Below are 17,839 nucleotides of genomic sequence, written 5' to 3' on the forward strand. Positions count from 1 at the left end.
AGGGGGGAGTTATCCCCATGTGGATATTGGTTTCAAAATTTCGCTGGTCCCACTCCCACTTATTCACAGTTGTTGATCCGCTCCTGGATGATCGCCACCGCATTCTTATGCGCTTTCGAAATTCAGGATAATCGATATTGGAATGATGAGCATGATAGCATCCTATCGTATAGGGCATAGAGCCGTTCCTCCTAATCGAAAGGCAAAGGATTTTGCGTTATGGTCCGGTACGGATTTGCAAAATCGGAAGCCGAAGTCGTTCCGTAGGTCGATCTGCTGACCGTCGATTTGCCCGAGCCGCTTCCCGCAGCCGGCTTGCTTCCGCTCACGCTCCCGTTCCCGCGCCCGCCGCCGTACGTGGAGCCGGTCACCGAATCGTCCTTGGCGCCTCTGTCCGTAAAGGACGGCACCGTCTCCCCAAGCTGCTGTTTGAGCAGCATGCTGGCCTTCTCAATGTCTTCGTCCTTCACTATGACATACGGACTTACCCACTCGCCTTCCAAATTCATATAGTTAATCTTGGAAGGGTCCATATGGAAATACGTGCTGATCAAATCGCGGATTTGCACGGCCGGTACATCCGTACGCAAGTGATTGCCCAGCGTTTCGATAATTTGCGAAAGCTTGCTGATCCCTCCGGCGCTCTTCAATGCGCCCAGCATTTCGCCCATCACCTGCTGCTGCCGCTGATTGCGTTCGAAATCGCTCGACTCCTGCGTATCGCGGTTCGACTTGCGGTACCGTACAAAGTCCAGCACCTGCTTGCCGTCCAGCTTGGCGATCCCTTTTTTCAAATTAATATTCGTCCCGTCTTCGTCGTCGACATAGCGCATATCCATATCCACATTGATGGTCAAGCCGCCGAGAATATCGACCGTTTGACGGAAGCCGTCAAAGTCTATAGTTGCCGCATAATCGATAGGAACATCCAGCAAATCGCCGAATAGCTGCTTCGTGTTGTCAAAGGCGGTATCCTTGTTCAGATTGTAAAAGTACGGATAATAATAATTCGCCTTCCGCTCGGGCAATCCTTCCGGACCCAGCTCCATATCTCTCGGAATCGATACGAGCGCCGCCGACTGATCGTTCGGATTAACGGTTACGACCATAATGACGTCCGAGTTCAAGCCGCCCGCATTTTCTCTGTGGTCAATGCCCATTAATAGAAATGTAAGCGGTTTAACTTTGGCCGACTGGGCCTCCGCTACCGGTTCGGGCGTCCCGATTTTATCGATGACTTCACTTGCATCCTTATAAAGAACGGCGGCATAGACTCCTACCGTCGCGACACCGACCAACAGACAGGACAAGGCAATTTTGACAATCTTTTTGTACATGGTGACTGCATCCCTCATTTCAGAACAGAGCCCCTGTTTGCCGCAGGGGCCGATTTCCATCATTTCTATGCAGAACATTACTTTCGGGGGAGCCCCCGGATATCCGCAGGATATGGCTGCGCATCATTTCCTAAACAATTAAAAAGCCGACAATTACGATTATATACGTTCAACCTTAAAATAAGATGACAAAAAGGTTAAAATTTCGCTGCCGCTGTCAAAACTTGCGGTAAAAAGTCGGCTAATGCTTGTCGCGCTTGTGGCATGCGAACGGTGAAAAAGCCTGAACCGCCGGCTCTTGCGGCAATTCAGGCTGTTTGCGCACGCTGCTGGTCACTAGCTTAAGCGGCGGTTAACGCATCTGCTTGGGCTGCTGGGTGTTGTCCCCCACGATTTCGACGCTTTGCAGCGACTGGTTCAGCTGCTCCTGAACCTGCTTCAGCTCCTGTTCATGCTGATGGTGATGAAATCCGAGCTGCGCATCGATCTGGCTTTGCGCCTGCTGCACGGCGCGCTGCGCCGTTTCCAACTGGGCAACGGCGCTGGCCAGCTTATTCGGGTTGGACTCCAATTGCGCATGACGGACGGCCATTTCGGCGTCTTTGGCGACTTGAATGGCTTTCTCGGCGTTATCGATGACATGACGCAGCGGCATTTGATGTTGGTTAACCTCTGTCATGGGGCACTTCCTCTCGGTTGAATTCTCAACCTTAAGATGCGCCGAAACGCCAAGCTTCATTCCTTGCTTCATTCCTTGAGCGCCAATTCCCGTTCAGCGCCGCCGCTCGTAAACGACGAATTCGTAATCGTAAGGATTTTTCTCGTCCTTCGGCCCCTTTTCCCTGGAGACAACCGTCCACTCGGCCATATCGATGTCCCCGAAGAACGTATCGGCCGCAAACCGGTGAGCGATATGCGTCACATACATTTTATCCGCCACCGGCATCCAGCTGCGGAAGATGTCCGCGCCGCCGATGACGAACAATTCTCCTTCCGCTTCCCGGCCGCCGCATACTTGCAGCGCTTCTTCAACCGAATGAACGACCTCGCAGCCTTCCGCGGCAAACTTCGGGTCCCGGGTCATAATGACATTACGTCTTTTGGGGAGCGGCCGCCCGATCGATTCGTAGGTTTTGCGTCCCATAAGGATCGTATGCCCGCTCGTTACTTTTTTGAAAAAAGCCAAGTCCGCCGGCAAGTGCCAAGGGAGCTGGTTGTCCACTCCGATTCCGCGTTCTTCGTCCATGGCCAAAATAAAAGAAATGATCATCCGTCTAGCCCCTATCCTTGAGGTATTTGAAAATGATGAAGCTATGATACCATAGGCGGGAATCGTTCCTCAATCGGCAATGAGACGGGGCCGGCGGCTTGAGTCCCGCGTTGCAGGTTTTCCGCTAGCCTCGACTGGCTTCGGCTTCAAGCTGTTTAAATTTTTTATGAATATAATAATGTTTCGGACAGTAGCCCTTCGACACGGCATACTGCTTGCAGTTAATCCACCCGCATTGCTTCGGTTCTTTTTTGGACTTTTTGCGGACTATGAGCGGGCTGCCGTTGCGGAGCAAACGCTGATGATGGGTAGAGCACAGCTGTTTCGCTTTGACCGGACGGTCGCAGCCTTCAATTGAGCATGATTTCATGAAGAGCTTTTCCTCTCTTGCCGTTGAAATTAACCTCCCGGCTATGCAGCGCGGGACAAGACCATTTTGTATTATACGAGGAATCAAATGAACGTTAAAACCTTTTGATCGCCGAATCGCATCGCTGATGTTGACCGCAGTCATGATTTCGGCGGTTTGGGACCAAAATAGCAAGTGAGGTTAAACATTTAAACCGCGTCGGCTTAAACCGCGGCAGCCGTGATTTTAACCGCAGGTGCCAATTTTAGGAGTTCTAACTCTATACAAGGAGGCCTCCATATTGCTGACCATCGAATCCCTCGTACGTATAGTGAAAAAACCGATGGGCATTATACGAATCGACGATACCAAGCTTTCATTCGTGGAAATCAATGAAGCGCTTTGTCTCATCTCAGGGTTCAGCAAAGCGGATTTGATGAAGCTCGACCCGTCCGTACTGCTGACCGAAGACCGTTCCGTTCCTCCCGCCTCCGAGCTGGCCCAGCTCCGGCAGCGCCAATATATACGAAAGGAAATATCCATTTTCTCTCAAAACAAGTCGGTCGTCTTTTTCGAAGTGGAAGCATATCGGATGGACGACGGCGACGAGCGGCTGCTCATTGTGTTCGCGGAAAATATTTGCGCTAAAAAATGGATCGAGAAGCAAATCGAGCGCAGTCCGGTTCTATGCTCCGGCATATTGAACAGCTCGAATTACGTGGAACGGTTCGATGTGTATTTCGACCCTCAACTGCGCTCCAAAGCCGGGTTCGAACACATGTCCGTATTCGAGCTGATCGCCGCCGAGGATCATCCGAAAATTCGCCAGGCGCTGGACGAGGTTCGTCTTACCCGGCAAACCAAGGAGCTGGTGCTAAGGACCAGCAGGCTCGCTTATTTTCAACAGGAGCTGGAGCTTAAAATGACGATGTGCCCGTTTTTCGACGGTTTCGGCGCCATTCAAGAATACGGTTTTGTCATCAGCCAACTGCAGCCTTACGAGGAAACCGCCGAGCCTTCCGTAAAACTGAAGGTCATTATGGCGCAAAAAAATATTTCCGCGCAAAACCTGTCCGAGGCGACCGGCATATCCGCCCAGACTATCTCCAAGCTGCGCAACGGCAAAATCGCGCGGCCGCAGCTGCTGACGGCCCAGGTCATCGCCTCCGAACTCGGCGTCCACGTGGCCGACATTTGGACATCGACGAGAAAATGAAATTGGGCCTCGGGCGCGCCCCGTTCTCGGCAGTGCCTTCTCTGACCGGGCCCGCTGAAGCAACAAAAAAGCGGCCCCCCGGATGGTTAGGGAGGACCGCTAAGCTGACGCAGATTAAACGGAGATCGGAGCCTTTATACCGGGATGCGACTGATACCCTTCGATGACGAAATCTTCATAGCGATAGCCGAAGATCGAATCCGGCTTGCGGACGATGCGCAGCTTCGGCAGCGGGTACGGCTCGCGGCCAAGCTGCAGCTTCGCCTGCTCCAAATGGTTCAGGTACAAATGAACGTCCCCGCCCGTCCAGACCAAATCCCCAGGCTGCAAATCGCACTGCTGAGCAATCATATGCGTCAGCAGCGCGTAGCTGGCGAGATTGAACGGCAGTCCGAGGAACGTGTCTACCGAGCGCATCTGGAACATGCAAGATAGCTTCCCATCGGCTGCGTAAAACTGAAACGCATAATGGCAAGGAGGCAAAGCCATCTTGTCGACCTCCGCCGGATTCCAGGCTACGACCAGATGTCTGCGCGAATCCGGATTGCGCCGGATCTGCTCCACCACTTGGCCGATCTGGTCGATATGCCGCCCGTCCGGCGCTGGCCAGGAGCGCCATTGCGATCCGTAGACCGGCCCGAGATCGCCGTTCTCGTCGGCCCATTCATCCCAGATAGTGACCCCGTTCTCGCGTAAATACCCGATATTCGTATCCCCGCTCAAAAACCACAGCAGCTCGTGAAAGATCGATTTGACATGAAGCTTCTTCGTCGTCAACAGCGGAAACCCTTCCGCTAAATTCATTCTTAGTTGCCTTCCAAAAACAGAAATCGTCCCTGTGCCGGTTCGATCTTCCTTACGAACGCCATTCTCCAATATATCGCTAAGCAGATCCAAATACGCTCTCATCGTTCACCTCTAATGATATTTTCTTCGCCGCGGCGCATGAAGCTAGTACATATCATTATATAACGAGTCCAGGTTTTTAACTATAGTACACCTCTCCAAACTAAGGATGCGCTCAAAACAAGCTATTCATCACGTCGTTATTGCTCCTTTAACCCTTTGCCCATTCCTTTCAGAAACCGGATTCCAAACCCGATCGCGCGGTTGATGTCCGGATCGTTCATCACTTTCAGCAGGTCGAACATCCCGACTTTTTGGGGAGATTTCAGATGCTCCTTCGCTTCTTCCATACCGGAGGAAATGCTGCCAAGCAGCTTTTTCGTCACCTCGGGCTCCATCTCCGCCAAGACTCCCGCTGCCCCCATGACATTATTGATCATATTGGTGACCGGTTCCCGAGTCGCCTGTTCGACGGCGATTTGGGCGATGTCCGTTTTGGCTTTCAACATCGCATGTACCGCTTCGAGAATTCCGCTGTCATGCAGCTCCCGAACCAGCTCAAGCGTCTTTTTGAGTGCGGCGTCGTGATCGGCCAGCTCGGCGGCGAGCTGATCCAGCGATTCCTTTTTCTTTTCTTCTTCTGTGGGAATGTTCTTCTTAATTGTTGTAATAGGCTTTGCCATGCTTGACCCCCCTTATTCTTGATCTACCAAGGAAACATAACCGGGACGATTCCATTTCCGCTGCACTTCGACCCCGTTTTGCGGATGGCGTCTTTTATTTCGCGGGCTGGTTTTTGGCAGCGGATTGCTGCCCTCCAATTCCAGAATCTGCATCCGAACCTTGGTTTGCTTGTAAGCCGGGGTATGCGTTCGGATATCGACTGCCCCTCCGGTTAACAGGTTAACGGCGTTTTCATGGCTGGTCGAATGCATCGGAACGTAAATGCTCTTCCCCTCCACCCGGTCAGATACGACGGCTCGCAGCTTGATCGCTCCATAAGGCGACTCCAGACGCACCAAGGTGCCATCCTTGACACCGCGTTCACGCGCAAGCTTTGGCGATACTTCCACAAATACTTCGGGCAGCTTACGCACAATCCCTTTGGACTTGTTGGTCAGATTTCCTTCGTGAAACTGTTCCAGCAGGCGGCCGTTATTTAGCGTCAAGTCGAATTCTTCGGGAAACTCCACCGGAGGAATATAGTCGAAGAGAGCCAGACGCGCTTTTTTATCCGGGAAGTTGAAGCCGCGGGTATGAAGAATAGGCGTGTTGCTGCCGTCGGGCGATCCCCAATGGAAGCTGTTCCAGCCCGCCAATACATCGTAGTCGCACTGAGAGAAGAACGGCGTGAGCAAAGCCATCTCTGCGAAAATTTCGCTTGGATGCGCGTAATTCCAGGCAAATCCCATATGTCTGGCAACTTCTTGGAAGATCCGCCAGTCCGGCCTGCTTTCGCCTTGCGGCTCAAGCGCTTGATATAACCGCTGTACGCGCCGTTCGGTGTTTGTAAACGTTCCTTCCTTCTCCAGCGACGGCGCAGCGGGTAAAATAATATCGGCAAATTCCGCTGTCTTGCTAAAAAACACGTCCTGCACCACAAGGAAATCGAGCTTCGAGAGCATGTCCTGGGTATGTCTGGAATTCGCGTCCACCCACGCCATCTCTTCGCCGGCTATATACATGGCCTTAAGCTCGCCGCGATCGATCGCCTCCAGCATTTGAATATTGTCAAGACCAGGTTCGCCCGGGAGCGCAACGCCGTAGGCCGCTTCAAATTTGGCGCGAATACCGTTATCCGTAACCGGCTGGTACCCCGGAAAAATATTCGGCATCGTTCCCATGTCGGATGCGCCCTGCACGTTATTGTGGCCGCGCAGCGGAAACGCTCCTGCGCCGGTACGCATAAAGTTGCCGGTAACAAGAAGCAGATTCGCAATCGCGGCGGACGTATGAGAGCCTGCGACGTTTTGCGTGACGCCCATTCCCCAGCAAATCGCCGTTCCGTCCGCATCGCGAATCATTGTCGCTATTTCTATCAAAGTTTCTTTGGCAATGCCGGTTTCCTTTTCGGCGAAATCGAGAGTGAATCGTTCCAGAAGCTTCACATATTCCGGATAAAAATTCACATGTTCTTCGATAAATTTCGGATGATGCCAGTTCTGATCGATCATGTACTTGGCGACGGCCGATAACCAGACGTAATCCGTTCCTTGCTTCGGACGAATGAACAAGTCGGCGCGGTCCGCCATTTCATGCCTGCGCAGGTCAACGGAAATCAGCTTTTGCCCATGCAATTTATGCGCTCGCTTGATGCGTGTGGCGAGCACGGGATGAGCTTCGGCCGGGGCGCATCCAATGAGGATGACGAGACCCGCCAGGCTAAGGTCCTTGATCGTACCGGAGTCGCCGCCGATTCCTCCGGTCTGCTGCAGGCCCCAGGAAGCCGGGGATTGACAGTAACGGGAACAGTTATCGACGTTGTTGGTTTGGAAAACTTGCCGCGCTAATTTCTGCATCAAATAGTTTTCTTCATTGGTGAACTTGGAAGAAGAAATAAATCCAAGCGCATTGCTTCCGTACGTTTCTTTGATCGCTCCCAGCTTGCTAGCCATAAGGCTTAACGCTTCTTCCCAGGTCGCTTCAACAAACTCTTCCCCTTGACGAATTAAAGGTTTCGTCAGACGTTTCTCGCTATTGACGAAGTCCCACCCGAATTTCCCTTTCACACAGGTCGAAATCCCGTTCACAGGAGCTTCGGATACGGGCTGAACCTTGAGAATGGTGCGCCCTTTGGTCCAAACCTCGAACGAGCAGCCTACGCCGCAAAACGTACATACGGTTTTCGTTTTCTTGGTGCGGGTTTTACGCATCGCGGCTTCCGCCTCGGAAATGGCGAAGATGCCGCTGTAACCGGGCTCCACTTCTTTGATCAAGCTAATCATCGGATTAAGCAGGTCGTCGTCGATTCCGCTCATAAATCCGGCTTCGCCCAGCATCGATTTTTCCATTAAAGCGTTGCATGGACAAACCGTTACGCATTGGCCGCAGCTGACACAAGAGGAATCGTTGATCGCGGCTCCGTCGTCCCAGATGACGCGGGGGCGTTCGGCTTCCCAATCGATGGATAGCGTTTCGTTGACCTGCAGATTTTGGCAAACCTCCACACATTGACCGCACGCGATACATTGATTGGGATCATAGCGATAGAAGGGGTGAGACATATCGACTTCACTCGGATCGACCTTTGGTTTATAAGGATATTTTTGATGTTCGATTCCCATCATTTCCGCGGTGTTATGAAGCTTGCAGTTGCCGTTATTGTTATCGCAGACGGTACAGTACAATAGATGGTTCTCCAACAGCCGGTCCATCGCCTCGGTCTGTGCTTCTTTGGCGCGCTCCGTAGACAACTGAATGTTCATTCCGTCCAAAACGATCGTAGAACAGGAGCGCACAAGCTTGCCGTCTGCTTCCACAATACAGGTATCGCAGGTTCGAATAGGATCTACTTCCGGAACATAACATATTTGAGGATAAGGAATATCGTTTATGTTGATTGCCTCAAGTATAGTTGATCCGGCTTGAACATCGTACTCCTTTCCGTTCAATGAAATTTTGACTGTGACCTCGCTCATGATAAATACTCCCTTCACATGGTATTGCATAAAAAAACTCCACCATAAGAACATGTGTCCGACGTTAAGGCACGTGTTTCTTATAGTGGAGTAGTCATTCAAGCATCTTCATACTTAAACGCCAATCCGACATCATAAAAAGGCATTAACGGCAAACAGATTCACTGCCTGCGCATCAATGAGATTAATAGATTGATGTTATTATAACTCCGATTTTCAAAAAATCCAACCATTTCTGCCTGTTAAATTTGAGACTTTTGCAATCCCTATGTTTTTAGTATCCTATTTAGTATCAAGCCATTGATTTGGATTCGAAAGAAGGGAAGGACAAATGAAGAAGACAGCGGCATTCAACGAGCTTATCAGGAAAGTTCGAAAAGATTTGTTCAGCAAAGGACCCGAACGCATTCATACCACCTTCGTCGACAACATGGCCGTCACGATGCTTCATGGAAATATGACGCCTACAGAAAAATTTATCGCCAGCGATCCCGACGGCAAAGACATGGTTCATGCGGCTCGAACCAAAATGATTCAAAAAGCGTACACGACGGATTTCACGGAGCAGCTGGAGCAACTGATGGGAACGAAGCTGGTCCATCTCTTTTCGGATATGAAAGTGGAGGAAGACATCGCCATTTCCGTTTTTGTGTTCGAAGATAACATTCAAGAGCCGTAAAGCCTGCGCCGATCTTCCCCAAAAAGTTCCGATTTGTCATTTCAACCGAACCTTATTATAATAATACAAATGAATAAGTTTCCTAGACTGATTCCTAATCCGAATGAAGTGTTGCCGGTGGCCGGGAATGCTTTATACACGATACTTAGTGTTAGATTGATTTCCCTATACGTCATTGTAGGGGGATTAACCAGCATTGACAGACTCTTCCTAACGATGAGTTTGTTGATGCTGTTTTTAATTTCCAAAAGGGAAGTGGATAATGTGGATGTAGTCGAGAATAGGCGCGGAATCATCCGTTTTCATCATGGCGCCGTCGAGCGTGTGCAGGACAAGATCGTGACCGAATACCCTGTAACCATTAAAATCAACGGGGAAGAGTTTGCCACCATGGTCTGTTCGCCGGAACACATCGTAGATATGGCCATCGGCTTCCTGGCTTCTGAAGGTGTCATTCAACGTTACGATGATATTGATGATATTTGGTTTGAAGACAAAGCGGGCTTCGTTCATATCAAGACGAAAAAAATGAATGAGTTTTATCAAAAATTTCATTCGAAACGTTATATTACCTCCTGCTGCGGAAAAAGCCGTCAGGGCTTCTATTTTATCAACGACGCCAAAACGGCAAAAGTCATGGCGGCTATCAATGTGACTTTATCATTCGACGATTGCTTTCGTTTAATGGGGCTGATGCAAAGTTCGGCAGAGATTTTCCAGGAGACGGGAGGAGTCCATAATGCCGCGCTTTGCAATAAACACGACATTATTTTATCGAGAATGGATATCGGCAGGCATAATGCGCTGGATAAAATTTACGGATATTGTTTAATTCATAATGTTTCATTAACAGGGAAAATTATTGTATTTAGCGGGCGCATCTCATCCGAAATCTTATTGAAAGTTGCCAAGATCGGATGCGAGGTCGTTCTTTCGAAATCCGCCCCGACGGAGCTTGCTCTTCAACTGGCGGATGAACTGGGAATCACAACGGTCGGATTTATTCGCAATCATTGCTTAAATGTGTATACTCATCCTCAAAGGATTGAGGGAATTGCTTTGAATCAATGAGACATAACGATACATGGAGGTGACCACACGATGGAGCATCAATTGAAAGACTTACGGCATCGTACTCTGCGGGACTTGAGAATATCCGTTACCGATCGGTGCAATTTTCGCTGCCGCTATTGTATGCCTTCTGAAATTTTCGGACCGGACTATAAATTTTTACCTGGGGACAGCATATTGACCTACGAAGAGATGACCCGTTTGGCCCGGATTTTTGTCTCTTTGGGCGTCAAAAAATTGCGTATTACCGGCGGAGAACCGCTGATGAGAAAAGATGTCGCTTCGTTCATCCGCGCGCTAAGCCGGCTTGAAGGCGTTGAAGACATAGCCATGACCACCAATGGCGTGCTTCTTCCCAAATACGCTAAGGAGCTTCGGGCGGCCGGTTTGATGCGGGTTACCGTCAGTCTCGATTCCCTGGACGATCAACGATTCCGCTCGATGAACGGCGGGAAAAGCGGGGTTCAGCCTGTCTTGGATGGAATTGATTCGGCGGAGCAAGCAGGAATGAAAGTGAAAATTAATATGGTTGTTCAAAAGGGGGTCAATGATCAGGATATTTTGCCGATGGCAGCTTATTTCCGTGAAAAAAAGCAGACTCTTCGCTTTATCGAATTTATGGATGTCGGCAATACGAACGGCTGGAAGCCGGATAACGTTGTAACCAAAAAGGAAATCCTGGAAATCATTCATGAGAAGATGCCTCTTGAGCCTGTGGACGCCCTTTATCACGGCGAGGTCGCTTCACGGTACCGCTACAAGGGGAGCAATGAAGAGATCGGAATCATCTCGTCCGTCAGCGACGCTTTCTGCTCTACCTGCTCACGCGCAAGGATTTCCGCCGAAGGAAAGCTGTACACTTGCTTGTTTGCTTCCCGGGGCCACGATTTGCGTGCGCTTCTTCGATCGGATCAAACGGATAGCGAAATTGTCAGGTTCATTGAAGATATTTGGCAAGCGCGGTCGGACAGCTATTCGGAAGATCGAATGATCCATTCGCAGCAGCTGCCCAAAATAGAAATGTCGCATATTGGAGGATAGTCTCGTGCTTGTTATTCAATAATTCCATGATCCAGAATTTTCAAAGCCGGCGATACCGTAACGGCCGCCTTGGCAAATGCAGCCGGCCAGTTCTCCTCTACCGTCTGTCCATCTAAAAGCAGAATACTTTTCCCGTTTAAAAGGGCTTGTTCAATTTCCGGCCATTTGTCTACCTTTTTGATTTGACCGACCGACACGGAAGACTCCCAGAAGTCGTTTTCATTCCATTCCTGAAACAATAACGGGCGTAAAATATCCGTATTAATCGCCGTTTTATCCGCAAGGCCGTCCATATACACCAGTGCCGTTTCATGCCCTGTCTTTAGCCGTAACGTTCTTATGACCAATTCCGGGATTCCGTTAAAGAGTGCGGACAAATGCTGCAAATTTACAGAAAGCGAAGAGGCAATAGTACCGTTAAGTACATCATCTGTCTGCTGCTTTGTACGGTTATCCTGACTCCCTCTTAGCCAATGATGGAAAAACCCCATACTCCCACCCAGTTTCCGGTTAAATTATCTTAATTTAGTATGTAAAGTGAGTGGTGGGAATATACCGCAACGGTCAAATTTGCTCGATGACCGGCTGGTTGCCGAACGATTCGCTCATCAGCAGTGAGATCAGCTTGGATGCGGTATCGTCTGGAGTTGACAGCATTCCCTTGTCCTTGAATGAGGAAAACATGGCCGCGCTCGGAAACCGTACGGTATCCGCTCCTCTCGCTTCTTCCTGCAACGCCGTATCGATTATGCCCGGCCATACCGATGCAATGCGAACTCCGTCATCCCCTTGTTCCAAGCCAACGCTTCGAGCGAATGTGTCGAGCCCGGCTTTGGCTGCGGTGTAACAGCTCATCCCTGAAATGAGATGCTTCACGGAGGCTGAGGAAATATTCAATATTCGGCGGTCCGCCTTAGAGCTTCGCGTTCGCTCCATAAAGCTCGAAGTCAGAATCATCGGAGCAAGCAGATTGACTTGCATGTTATGCGCAATCGCTTCGGCGCTGCATTCTCCCATTCGAGATAGCGGGGCTATGACTGCCGCGTTATTAATCAAACAGACCATTTGAGCACGAGGGAAATCGATGCAGGCAAGCATTCGGTCCATCAACGCCTCCAACCCTTCCCACCGGCTGAGATCGTATTCGAAACCGTAGAATACTCCTCTCCCGTCGCCGTGCTCGCTTCGTGCCGGGCTTCTGGAAATGCCCAGAACCGTATGCCCCGAAGCCAGCAGCTGCCGGATTAAAGCCAAACCGATCCCGCGGGATGTTCCGGTTATAATAAAATATTTCATACCGCATATCTCCTCTCATTGATTTATAATCAGATATTATGATCTAGTGCTAATATCTAGTAACAAAATTATCCTTTATCCGAAATATTGTCAACATCCCGGCGCTAAACTAAGATATAATGAATAACTGTAGACAGATAAGAAAACGGGAGAGGATCATCATGTACAAAATGCTCGCTATCGATATCGACGATACGCTGATCAATGAAGCCAAACAAATTACCGAAGGCACTCGTCAGGCGCTTGAGGAGGCTATGGCCCGCGGCGTGACCGTAACGCTGGCGACGGGGCGCATGTACGCTTCGGCCAAGCAGCTCGCCGCCCAACTGGAGCTGAACGTGCCGCTCATTACGTATAACGGCTCGCTTGTCAAAAATTCCGGAGACGGCAGCATCCTGTATGAAAAAGCGGTGCCACGCGACGCCGCCAACATCATTTTCGAATATTGCGCAAACAACGGGCTTCATCTGCAAACGTATTACGACGATGTGCTCTATGTTCAAGAGGATAACGACAAAATTAAAGCGTACGCGGAATTATCGCGAATCCCTTATACGGTGTACCCGAATTTCGGCGAGCTTGCGGACAAGCCGGCTTCCAAGCTGCTCATTATCGACGATCCGGCCCGGCTGGACGAAGTAGCCAAAGAACTGCGCAGCTTAATTCCGGGTCAAATTCACATTACCAAATCGAAGCCGCATTTCCTGGAAATTATTAACTGCGAAGGCACGAAAGGCGATGCGCTGCGTTATTTGGCCGGGCAATTCGGCTACGATATGTCCGAGGTCATCGCCGTCGGTGACGGCTCCAACGACCGGGAAATGCTGGAGGCGGCTGGCCTTGGCGTCGCCATGGGCAATGCCGCGGCATCGCTGAAGCAAATCGCCGATTATGTCACCCTCAGCAACAATGAAGACGGAGTCAAGCATGTCGTCGACAAATTCATTTTGCAAACTGTCTCCTGATTGCCGTTCTTATTGAATACAAAAGAAGCCGCCTTCCGTATGGGTACGGAAGGCGGCTTTTTGATTTTCGCACGCTCTTTTTGTAAATATTGTTGTTTGTCAAAAAGGAACATTCATAACCTGGGGAAAAATGGGTATTCTATAGTGAAATACAAATAGGAGTGTTTTCCTATGTTTAAATATGTTCTGCTTTACATTTCGCTCTTGTTGAGCCCCGCATTTAACGTAAATACTGTCGGGGATAGTTCGGCCATTTTATCTGAAATCAAAGGAAAGACGGACTTCAGATTGATGCTCCCAACAAATAACGAATGGAAGGTTATAGTTAAACACCCGTACCCTCTTGACTATAGCAAAACAATTACAATGGTCAGGCTGCATTACTTTGACGGCAATGATAGTTATGTCATTGGCGTTGAACAGCATAGGGCAAATGGCTACAAAATTACCAGAGAAAAGATGGTCATAGACGTAAAAAATAAAGAAGAGAGAATAACTAAAATTAAAGAATATTTTATACCGAGTCAGAGTGGCGAACTAATTATTCTTAACGGCATTGAAGCTCGATTTGAGGCATGGGCCAGCACCGACAAAGGCGGGATACTAAGATGGGTCGACGGCGGTACTTATTTTGAAATGGACAGTCTTCGGTTGACTAAAAATGAAATGATTGATTTGGCTAAATCAATGAAGTAAGGGGCCCGGGTTTTACGCATCTCCGCAAAAATGAAACAGAAATAAATGATTATCAATAACTTCGTCCCTGTTCCGTTCCCTTCGCTCACTTAATAGCCGCAAGCGCGTATGCCTTGTACTGCTCCTGCGGGCTGGAGATGAGCACATTGCCGCCGTGGCATACGCTGACGAGCCTCGGATTCAGCTGAGCGACGACGGCCCCGCTCTCGACCGCTTGCTTCATGTCCGCCGTAAACATCGGCATCGGACGGTTCAGCCGGCCCCGCTTCTCGGTGAACAGATCGCCGGCCAGCAGCACCCCGTCTTGTTCATGATAATAGGCGACATGGCCCGGAGAATGGCCCGGCGTGTGAACGGTCCTGAGCCCCGCCGCGGCTGCGGCCCGATCGTCCAGCGGCTGCACCAAACCCGGCTCGGCCAGCTTCTCCGCCTTGCTGCGGCCCGGATAAGGGAGCCGGCCTTCCATATAAGGAATCTCCTCGGCGTGGGCATAGACCGGGACGGGGAACTTGCTGCGGATGCGAACGATGCCTCCGGAATGATCGGAATGCCCGTGGGTCAGCAAAATGCGCTGCAACGGGGCGTTCAATTGGCGAAAGCATTTTTCGATACCGCCTGACATTAAAGAAATGCCGGTATCGACCAGCGTTAATCCATCCTCCGATTGCACCACCCATGCGCTGACCGTAATGCCGACCCAAATGCTGCACTTCCAAATATGCTCTGAAATTTGAACGGTTTTCACAAAAAATTCCTCCCCGGTTTGGATTTGCTTTGGCCGCCTGGTCAGCCGCGCTGCTCCAGCTTTGCCTGCATGCCCAGCAGCAAAATATCGATCGCTTGATCCAGCAGCGGAAGAATCCGCGCCAGCAGCTGTTCCAGCGGCTCCTCGTTCTCCGTATACGTCGTGACCATCCCGTGCAGCATGTAATAATAAATCCGCGTATAGTTAATCTTCTCTTCGTCCGATGCCGGTCGGATGACCCGGTTCAATATCTGCGTGAAGCAGCCGAATATCCGGTTGCGGCGTCTGTTGATGTCGGCATCCGGATTGGCCTCGTCGACGCGCACCGATTTGACGTTAAGAATGATCGTTACCATGCTTTTATGCGACAGACAGAATCGCAGAAACTGCCGGCTGACTTCTTTCAAAGCCTCCGTGGAGGAGAGCTCCGGCCGATTCATGACGGCTTGCATCGTTTCCTCCAGCACCATCAGAGGAGGAAGCGCGAGCTGCTCCAGCAGCGCCTCCTTATCCTTGAAATACAAATAGATCGTCGTATGGGAGCAGCCGGCTTCCTTGGCAATCTCCCTCATCGTCACCGCATCGTAGCCTCTGGCCGTAAACAGCCTCCCCGCCGCATCTCGGATGCTGCTTTTCGTCTCCTCGGAACGAAGCTCCTGCCGCGTCTTCCTTCGCTGCTGTTCCATCAATTTAACCTCCGCATCTTTTTATAACCAACGGTTACTAACCTATGGTTACATAATAACCAATGGTTACTTTATTATCAAGCCCCTTTTCGAAAAAATTTTTTCGTCTTCCTTTCCGGCAGCCGCTCATAATTATTTATCCGCTAAAAAAATTGCCGCACGCCCCCATCCGTCGTCACCAACCGGGCACAGGCGCATATCGTGTAGTATCGAAAGCTTGGGCTTTGGCCCGTGGAGGCGATTCTACATGGAAGTTGCCATTTTATCATTACACTGGGTTTACCTGCTGTTCATTATTCTCATTATCGGCTTCATGGTGTTCCGGCGCGATACGACTCTTCTTTGCATCGTCGGCATCTTTGTGCTCGGGATTTTGTCCACCCACTCGCTCAGCCAGTCCGTCAGCGGTGTGTTCAACAGCTTCATCTATGCCATCAAAGAATTGATGGGCACCATATTGATCATCTCCGTCATCGTCTCGATGAGCAAAGTGTTATCGCGGACCGGAATCAACGAAGCGATGATTTCGCCCTTCGCCCGCTTCATCCGCACTCCGGCGCTCGCCTTCTGGATCATCGGCGGCCTTATGATGGTCATCTCGTTCTTCTTCTGGCCCTCCCCTGCGGTCGCCCTGATGGGCGCCGTGCTGCTTCCGGTGGCGCTGCGGGTCGGTCTGCCGGCGCTCGGCGTCGCGGTCGCCATGAACTTGTTCGGCCACGGGATCGCCTTATCCGGCGATTTCGTCATTCAGGGCGCGCCGAAGCTGACGGCGGACGCCGCCGGCATTCCGGTAGGCAGTGTTATAGAGGCGAGCGTACCGCTAGTTATTGTGATGGGCGTCGTAACAACGGTAACCGCCTACTGGATGATGCGCCGCGATATGAAAAGCGGCAAGCTGACGGCCCGCACGGGCCTGTCCGCGGCGCAGGTCGATCCGCCCGTCCGGGAAGGCTCCGAGTCTTCCTTATCTCCGTCGGGACGGGTACTGTTCGCGATTCTGATCCCCGTGCTGTTCATCGCCGACGTAGCCGCGATGTTCCTGCTGAAGCTGCAGGGCGGGGACGCCACGGCTCTGGTCGGCGGAACCGCGCTGTTTATTATGCTCGCCATCTCCATGGCGGCGCACAAACAGCGCGGCCTGGAGAAGTCGGCCGATTATTTGGTCGAAGGTTTGCAGTTTGGAATTAAAATTTTCGGCCCCGTCATTCCTATCGCCGCCTTCTTCTACTTGGGCGACTCGGCGTTCATCGACATCTTCGGCAAAGTGCTGCCGGCCGGATCGAACGGCCTTGTCAACGACCTCGGCGTCGCTTTGGCGCATGCGGTTCCGATCAACAAAACGGTCGGCGCGGTTACTTTAACGACGGTCGGCGCCATCACCGGACTCGACGGCTCCGGCTTCTCCGGTATTTCTCTTGCGGGCTCGATCGCCAAGCTGTTCTCGGCAGCCATCGGCTCCGGTATCGCCACCTTGACCGCCCTCGGGCAAATTGCCGCCATCTGGGTCGGCGGAGGCACGCTGATTCCTTGGGCGCTGATCCCGGCTGCGGCCATTTGCGGAGTCGATCCGTTCGAGGTCGCCAGACGCAACCTGAAGCCTGTTGTGATCGGTCTGGTCGTAACGACGATCGTCGCTATTTTTCTGCTGTAGCGCTAAGAGCGTGGTAAAAAAACAAGCAGCCTTCGGTCGATAGAAGCTTCCACTCGCTCTTATAGCCGGATCTTTTTCATTTTGAACCGCTACAGCGGTGTAAATCCGTCTACAAAGGCGAACGCTTACGCTTTTCCAGATTCAAATGGCCCCTCCGCTCTTTTTTCACCAGGCTTCTAAGAGTCTGTCCGACGAAACAGGAAAAGCATAGTTTCGTCGCGAAACTTAACTGTAATCTGTTTATCTGGTAAAAAAGGGTGTGTGGTTTATGGCAAAATTTAAATCTTACTCCACGGAACAAGGTGAATTGTTTCCGATGTATTTGAGCGATTGGATCCCTGAAGATCATTTAG

The 17,839-nt window shown here is 50.9% G+C and carries 17 protein-coding genes and 1 pseudogene; 7 read left to right on the forward strand and 11 right to left on the reverse strand.

What is annotated here, in order from left to right:
• Nucleotides 1-191: 191 nt before the first annotated feature.
• The 4 genes from N0M98_RS32945 to N0M98_RS32960 form a co-directional block, all read right to left on the reverse strand.
• Nucleotides 192-1,337: an LCP family protein gene (locus N0M98_RS32945; RefSeq protein ID WP_259620428.1), complete on the reverse strand. Its 1,146-nt coding sequence runs from the start codon at nucleotides 1,335-1,337 to the stop codon at nucleotides 192-194.
• A 352-nt stretch (nucleotides 1,338-1,689) separates the two neighbouring features.
• Nucleotides 1,690-2,016: a hypothetical protein gene (locus N0M98_RS32950; protein ID WP_249865741.1), complete on the reverse strand. Its 327-nt coding sequence runs from the start codon at nucleotides 2,014-2,016 to the stop codon at nucleotides 1,690-1,692.
• A gap of 93 nt (nucleotides 2,017-2,109) precedes the next feature.
• Nucleotides 2,110-2,604 (reverse strand): dihydrofolate reductase, encoded by a 495-nt coding sequence (locus N0M98_RS32955; RefSeq protein WP_283942837.1) that lies wholly within the window; start codon nucleotides 2,602-2,604, stop codon nucleotides 2,110-2,112.
• Between the two features lie 127 nt (nucleotides 2,605-2,731).
• Nucleotides 2,732-2,977: a hypothetical protein gene (locus N0M98_RS32960; protein ID WP_249865743.1), complete on the reverse strand. Its 246-nt coding sequence runs from the start codon at nucleotides 2,975-2,977 to the stop codon at nucleotides 2,732-2,734.
• Between the two features lie 280 nt (nucleotides 2,978-3,257).
• Between N0M98_RS32960 and N0M98_RS32965 the strand changes: the two genes are divergently transcribed.
• Entirely contained in the window at nucleotides 3,258-4,172 is a 915-nt protein-coding gene (locus tag N0M98_RS32965; RefSeq protein WP_259620429.1) for a helix-turn-helix domain-containing protein, read from the forward strand.
• A 114-nt stretch (nucleotides 4,173-4,286) separates the two neighbouring features.
• Here N0M98_RS32965 and thyA read toward each other — a convergent pair whose 3' ends face one another.
• From thyA to fdhF, 3 genes are all read right to left on the reverse strand, one after another.
• Complete coding sequence (gene thyA, locus N0M98_RS32970; protein ID WP_249865745.1) at nucleotides 4,287-5,081, reverse strand: thymidylate synthase; 795 nt, start codon at nucleotides 5,079-5,081, stop codon at nucleotides 4,287-4,289.
• A gap of 137 nt (nucleotides 5,082-5,218) precedes the next feature.
• On the reverse strand, nucleotides 5,219-5,701 hold the full coding sequence (locus N0M98_RS32975) for a helical membrane plugin domain-containing protein (protein ID WP_259620430.1): 483 nt from the start codon (nucleotides 5,699-5,701) through the stop codon (nucleotides 5,219-5,221).
• Nucleotides 5,702-5,713: 12 nt separating this feature from the next.
• Complete coding sequence (gene fdhF, locus N0M98_RS32980) at nucleotides 5,714-8,656, reverse strand: formate dehydrogenase subunit alpha (protein ID WP_259620431.1); 2,943 nt, start codon at nucleotides 8,654-8,656, stop codon at nucleotides 5,714-5,716.
• A 331-nt stretch (nucleotides 8,657-8,987) separates the two neighbouring features.
• Here fdhF and N0M98_RS32985 point away from each other — a divergent pair, with 331 nt between their 5' ends.
• From N0M98_RS32985 to moaA, 3 genes are all read left to right on the forward strand, one after another.
• Nucleotides 8,988-9,335 carry a Na-translocating system protein MpsC family protein gene (locus N0M98_RS32985; protein ID WP_259620432.1) on the forward strand — a complete coding sequence of 116 codons (348 nt, stop codon included), beginning with the start codon at nucleotides 8,988-8,990 and terminating at the stop codon, nucleotides 9,333-9,335.
• A gap of 264 nt (nucleotides 9,336-9,599) precedes the next feature.
• Entirely contained in the window at nucleotides 9,600-10,406 is an 807-nt protein-coding gene (fdhD, locus tag N0M98_RS32990) for a formate dehydrogenase accessory sulfurtransferase FdhD (RefSeq protein ID WP_249866303.1), read from the forward strand.
• Between the two features lie 30 nt (nucleotides 10,407-10,436).
• Entirely contained in the window at nucleotides 10,437-11,447 is a 1,011-nt protein-coding gene (gene moaA, locus N0M98_RS32995; RefSeq protein WP_249865749.1) for a GTP 3',8-cyclase MoaA, read from the forward strand.
• Nucleotides 11,448-11,551: 104 nt separating this feature from the next.
• Here moaA and N0M98_RS33000 read toward each other — a convergent pair.
• Nucleotides 11,552-11,938 (reverse strand): annotated as a pseudogene (locus tag N0M98_RS33000) (spore germination protein); the annotation flags it as partial.
• Between the two features lie 73 nt (nucleotides 11,939-12,011).
• The gene (locus tag N0M98_RS33005; RefSeq protein WP_259620433.1) at nucleotides 12,012-12,743 is read right to left on the reverse strand and encodes an SDR family NAD(P)-dependent oxidoreductase; all 732 of its coding nucleotides are present in this window, start codon (nucleotides 12,741-12,743) and stop codon (nucleotides 12,012-12,014) included.
• Between the two features lie 161 nt (nucleotides 12,744-12,904).
• On the opposite strand from N0M98_RS33005, the gene N0M98_RS33010 reads away from it, so the two are divergent.
• Both N0M98_RS33010 and N0M98_RS33015 read left to right on the forward strand, forming a co-directional pair.
• Nucleotides 12,905-13,708 carry a Cof-type HAD-IIB family hydrolase gene (locus N0M98_RS33010; protein ID WP_249865752.1) on the forward strand — a complete coding sequence of 268 codons (804 nt, stop codon included), beginning with the start codon at nucleotides 12,905-12,907 and terminating at the stop codon, nucleotides 13,706-13,708.
• A gap of 171 nt (nucleotides 13,709-13,879) precedes the next feature.
• Entirely contained in the window at nucleotides 13,880-14,404 is a 525-nt protein-coding gene (locus N0M98_RS33015; RefSeq protein ID WP_259620434.1) for a DUF4367 domain-containing protein, read from the forward strand.
• Nucleotides 14,405-14,489: 85 nt separating this feature from the next.
• On the opposite strand, the gene N0M98_RS33020 is transcribed toward N0M98_RS33015, so the two are convergent.
• On the reverse strand, nucleotides 14,490-15,149 hold the full coding sequence (locus N0M98_RS33020; RefSeq protein ID WP_259620435.1) for an MBL fold metallo-hydrolase: 660 nt from the start codon (nucleotides 15,147-15,149) through the stop codon (nucleotides 14,490-14,492).
• Between the two features lie 41 nt (nucleotides 15,150-15,190).
• On the reverse strand, nucleotides 15,191-15,835 hold the full coding sequence (locus tag N0M98_RS33025; RefSeq protein WP_249865754.1) for a TetR/AcrR family transcriptional regulator: 645 nt from the start codon (nucleotides 15,833-15,835) through the stop codon (nucleotides 15,191-15,193).
• A gap of 247 nt (nucleotides 15,836-16,082) precedes the next feature.
• Between N0M98_RS33025 and N0M98_RS33030 the strand changes: the two genes are divergently transcribed.
• Nucleotides 16,083-17,486 carry a hypothetical protein gene (locus tag N0M98_RS33030; protein WP_259620436.1) on the forward strand — a complete coding sequence of 468 codons (1,404 nt, stop codon included), beginning with the start codon at nucleotides 16,083-16,085 and terminating at the stop codon, nucleotides 17,484-17,486.
• Nucleotides 17,487-17,839 lie beyond the last annotated feature (353 nt).

This window comes from Paenibacillus doosanensis, from assembly GCF_025060755.1.
Classification (GTDB): domain Bacteria; phylum Bacillota; class Bacilli; order Paenibacillales; family NBRC-103111; genus Paenibacillus_S; species Paenibacillus_S doosanensis.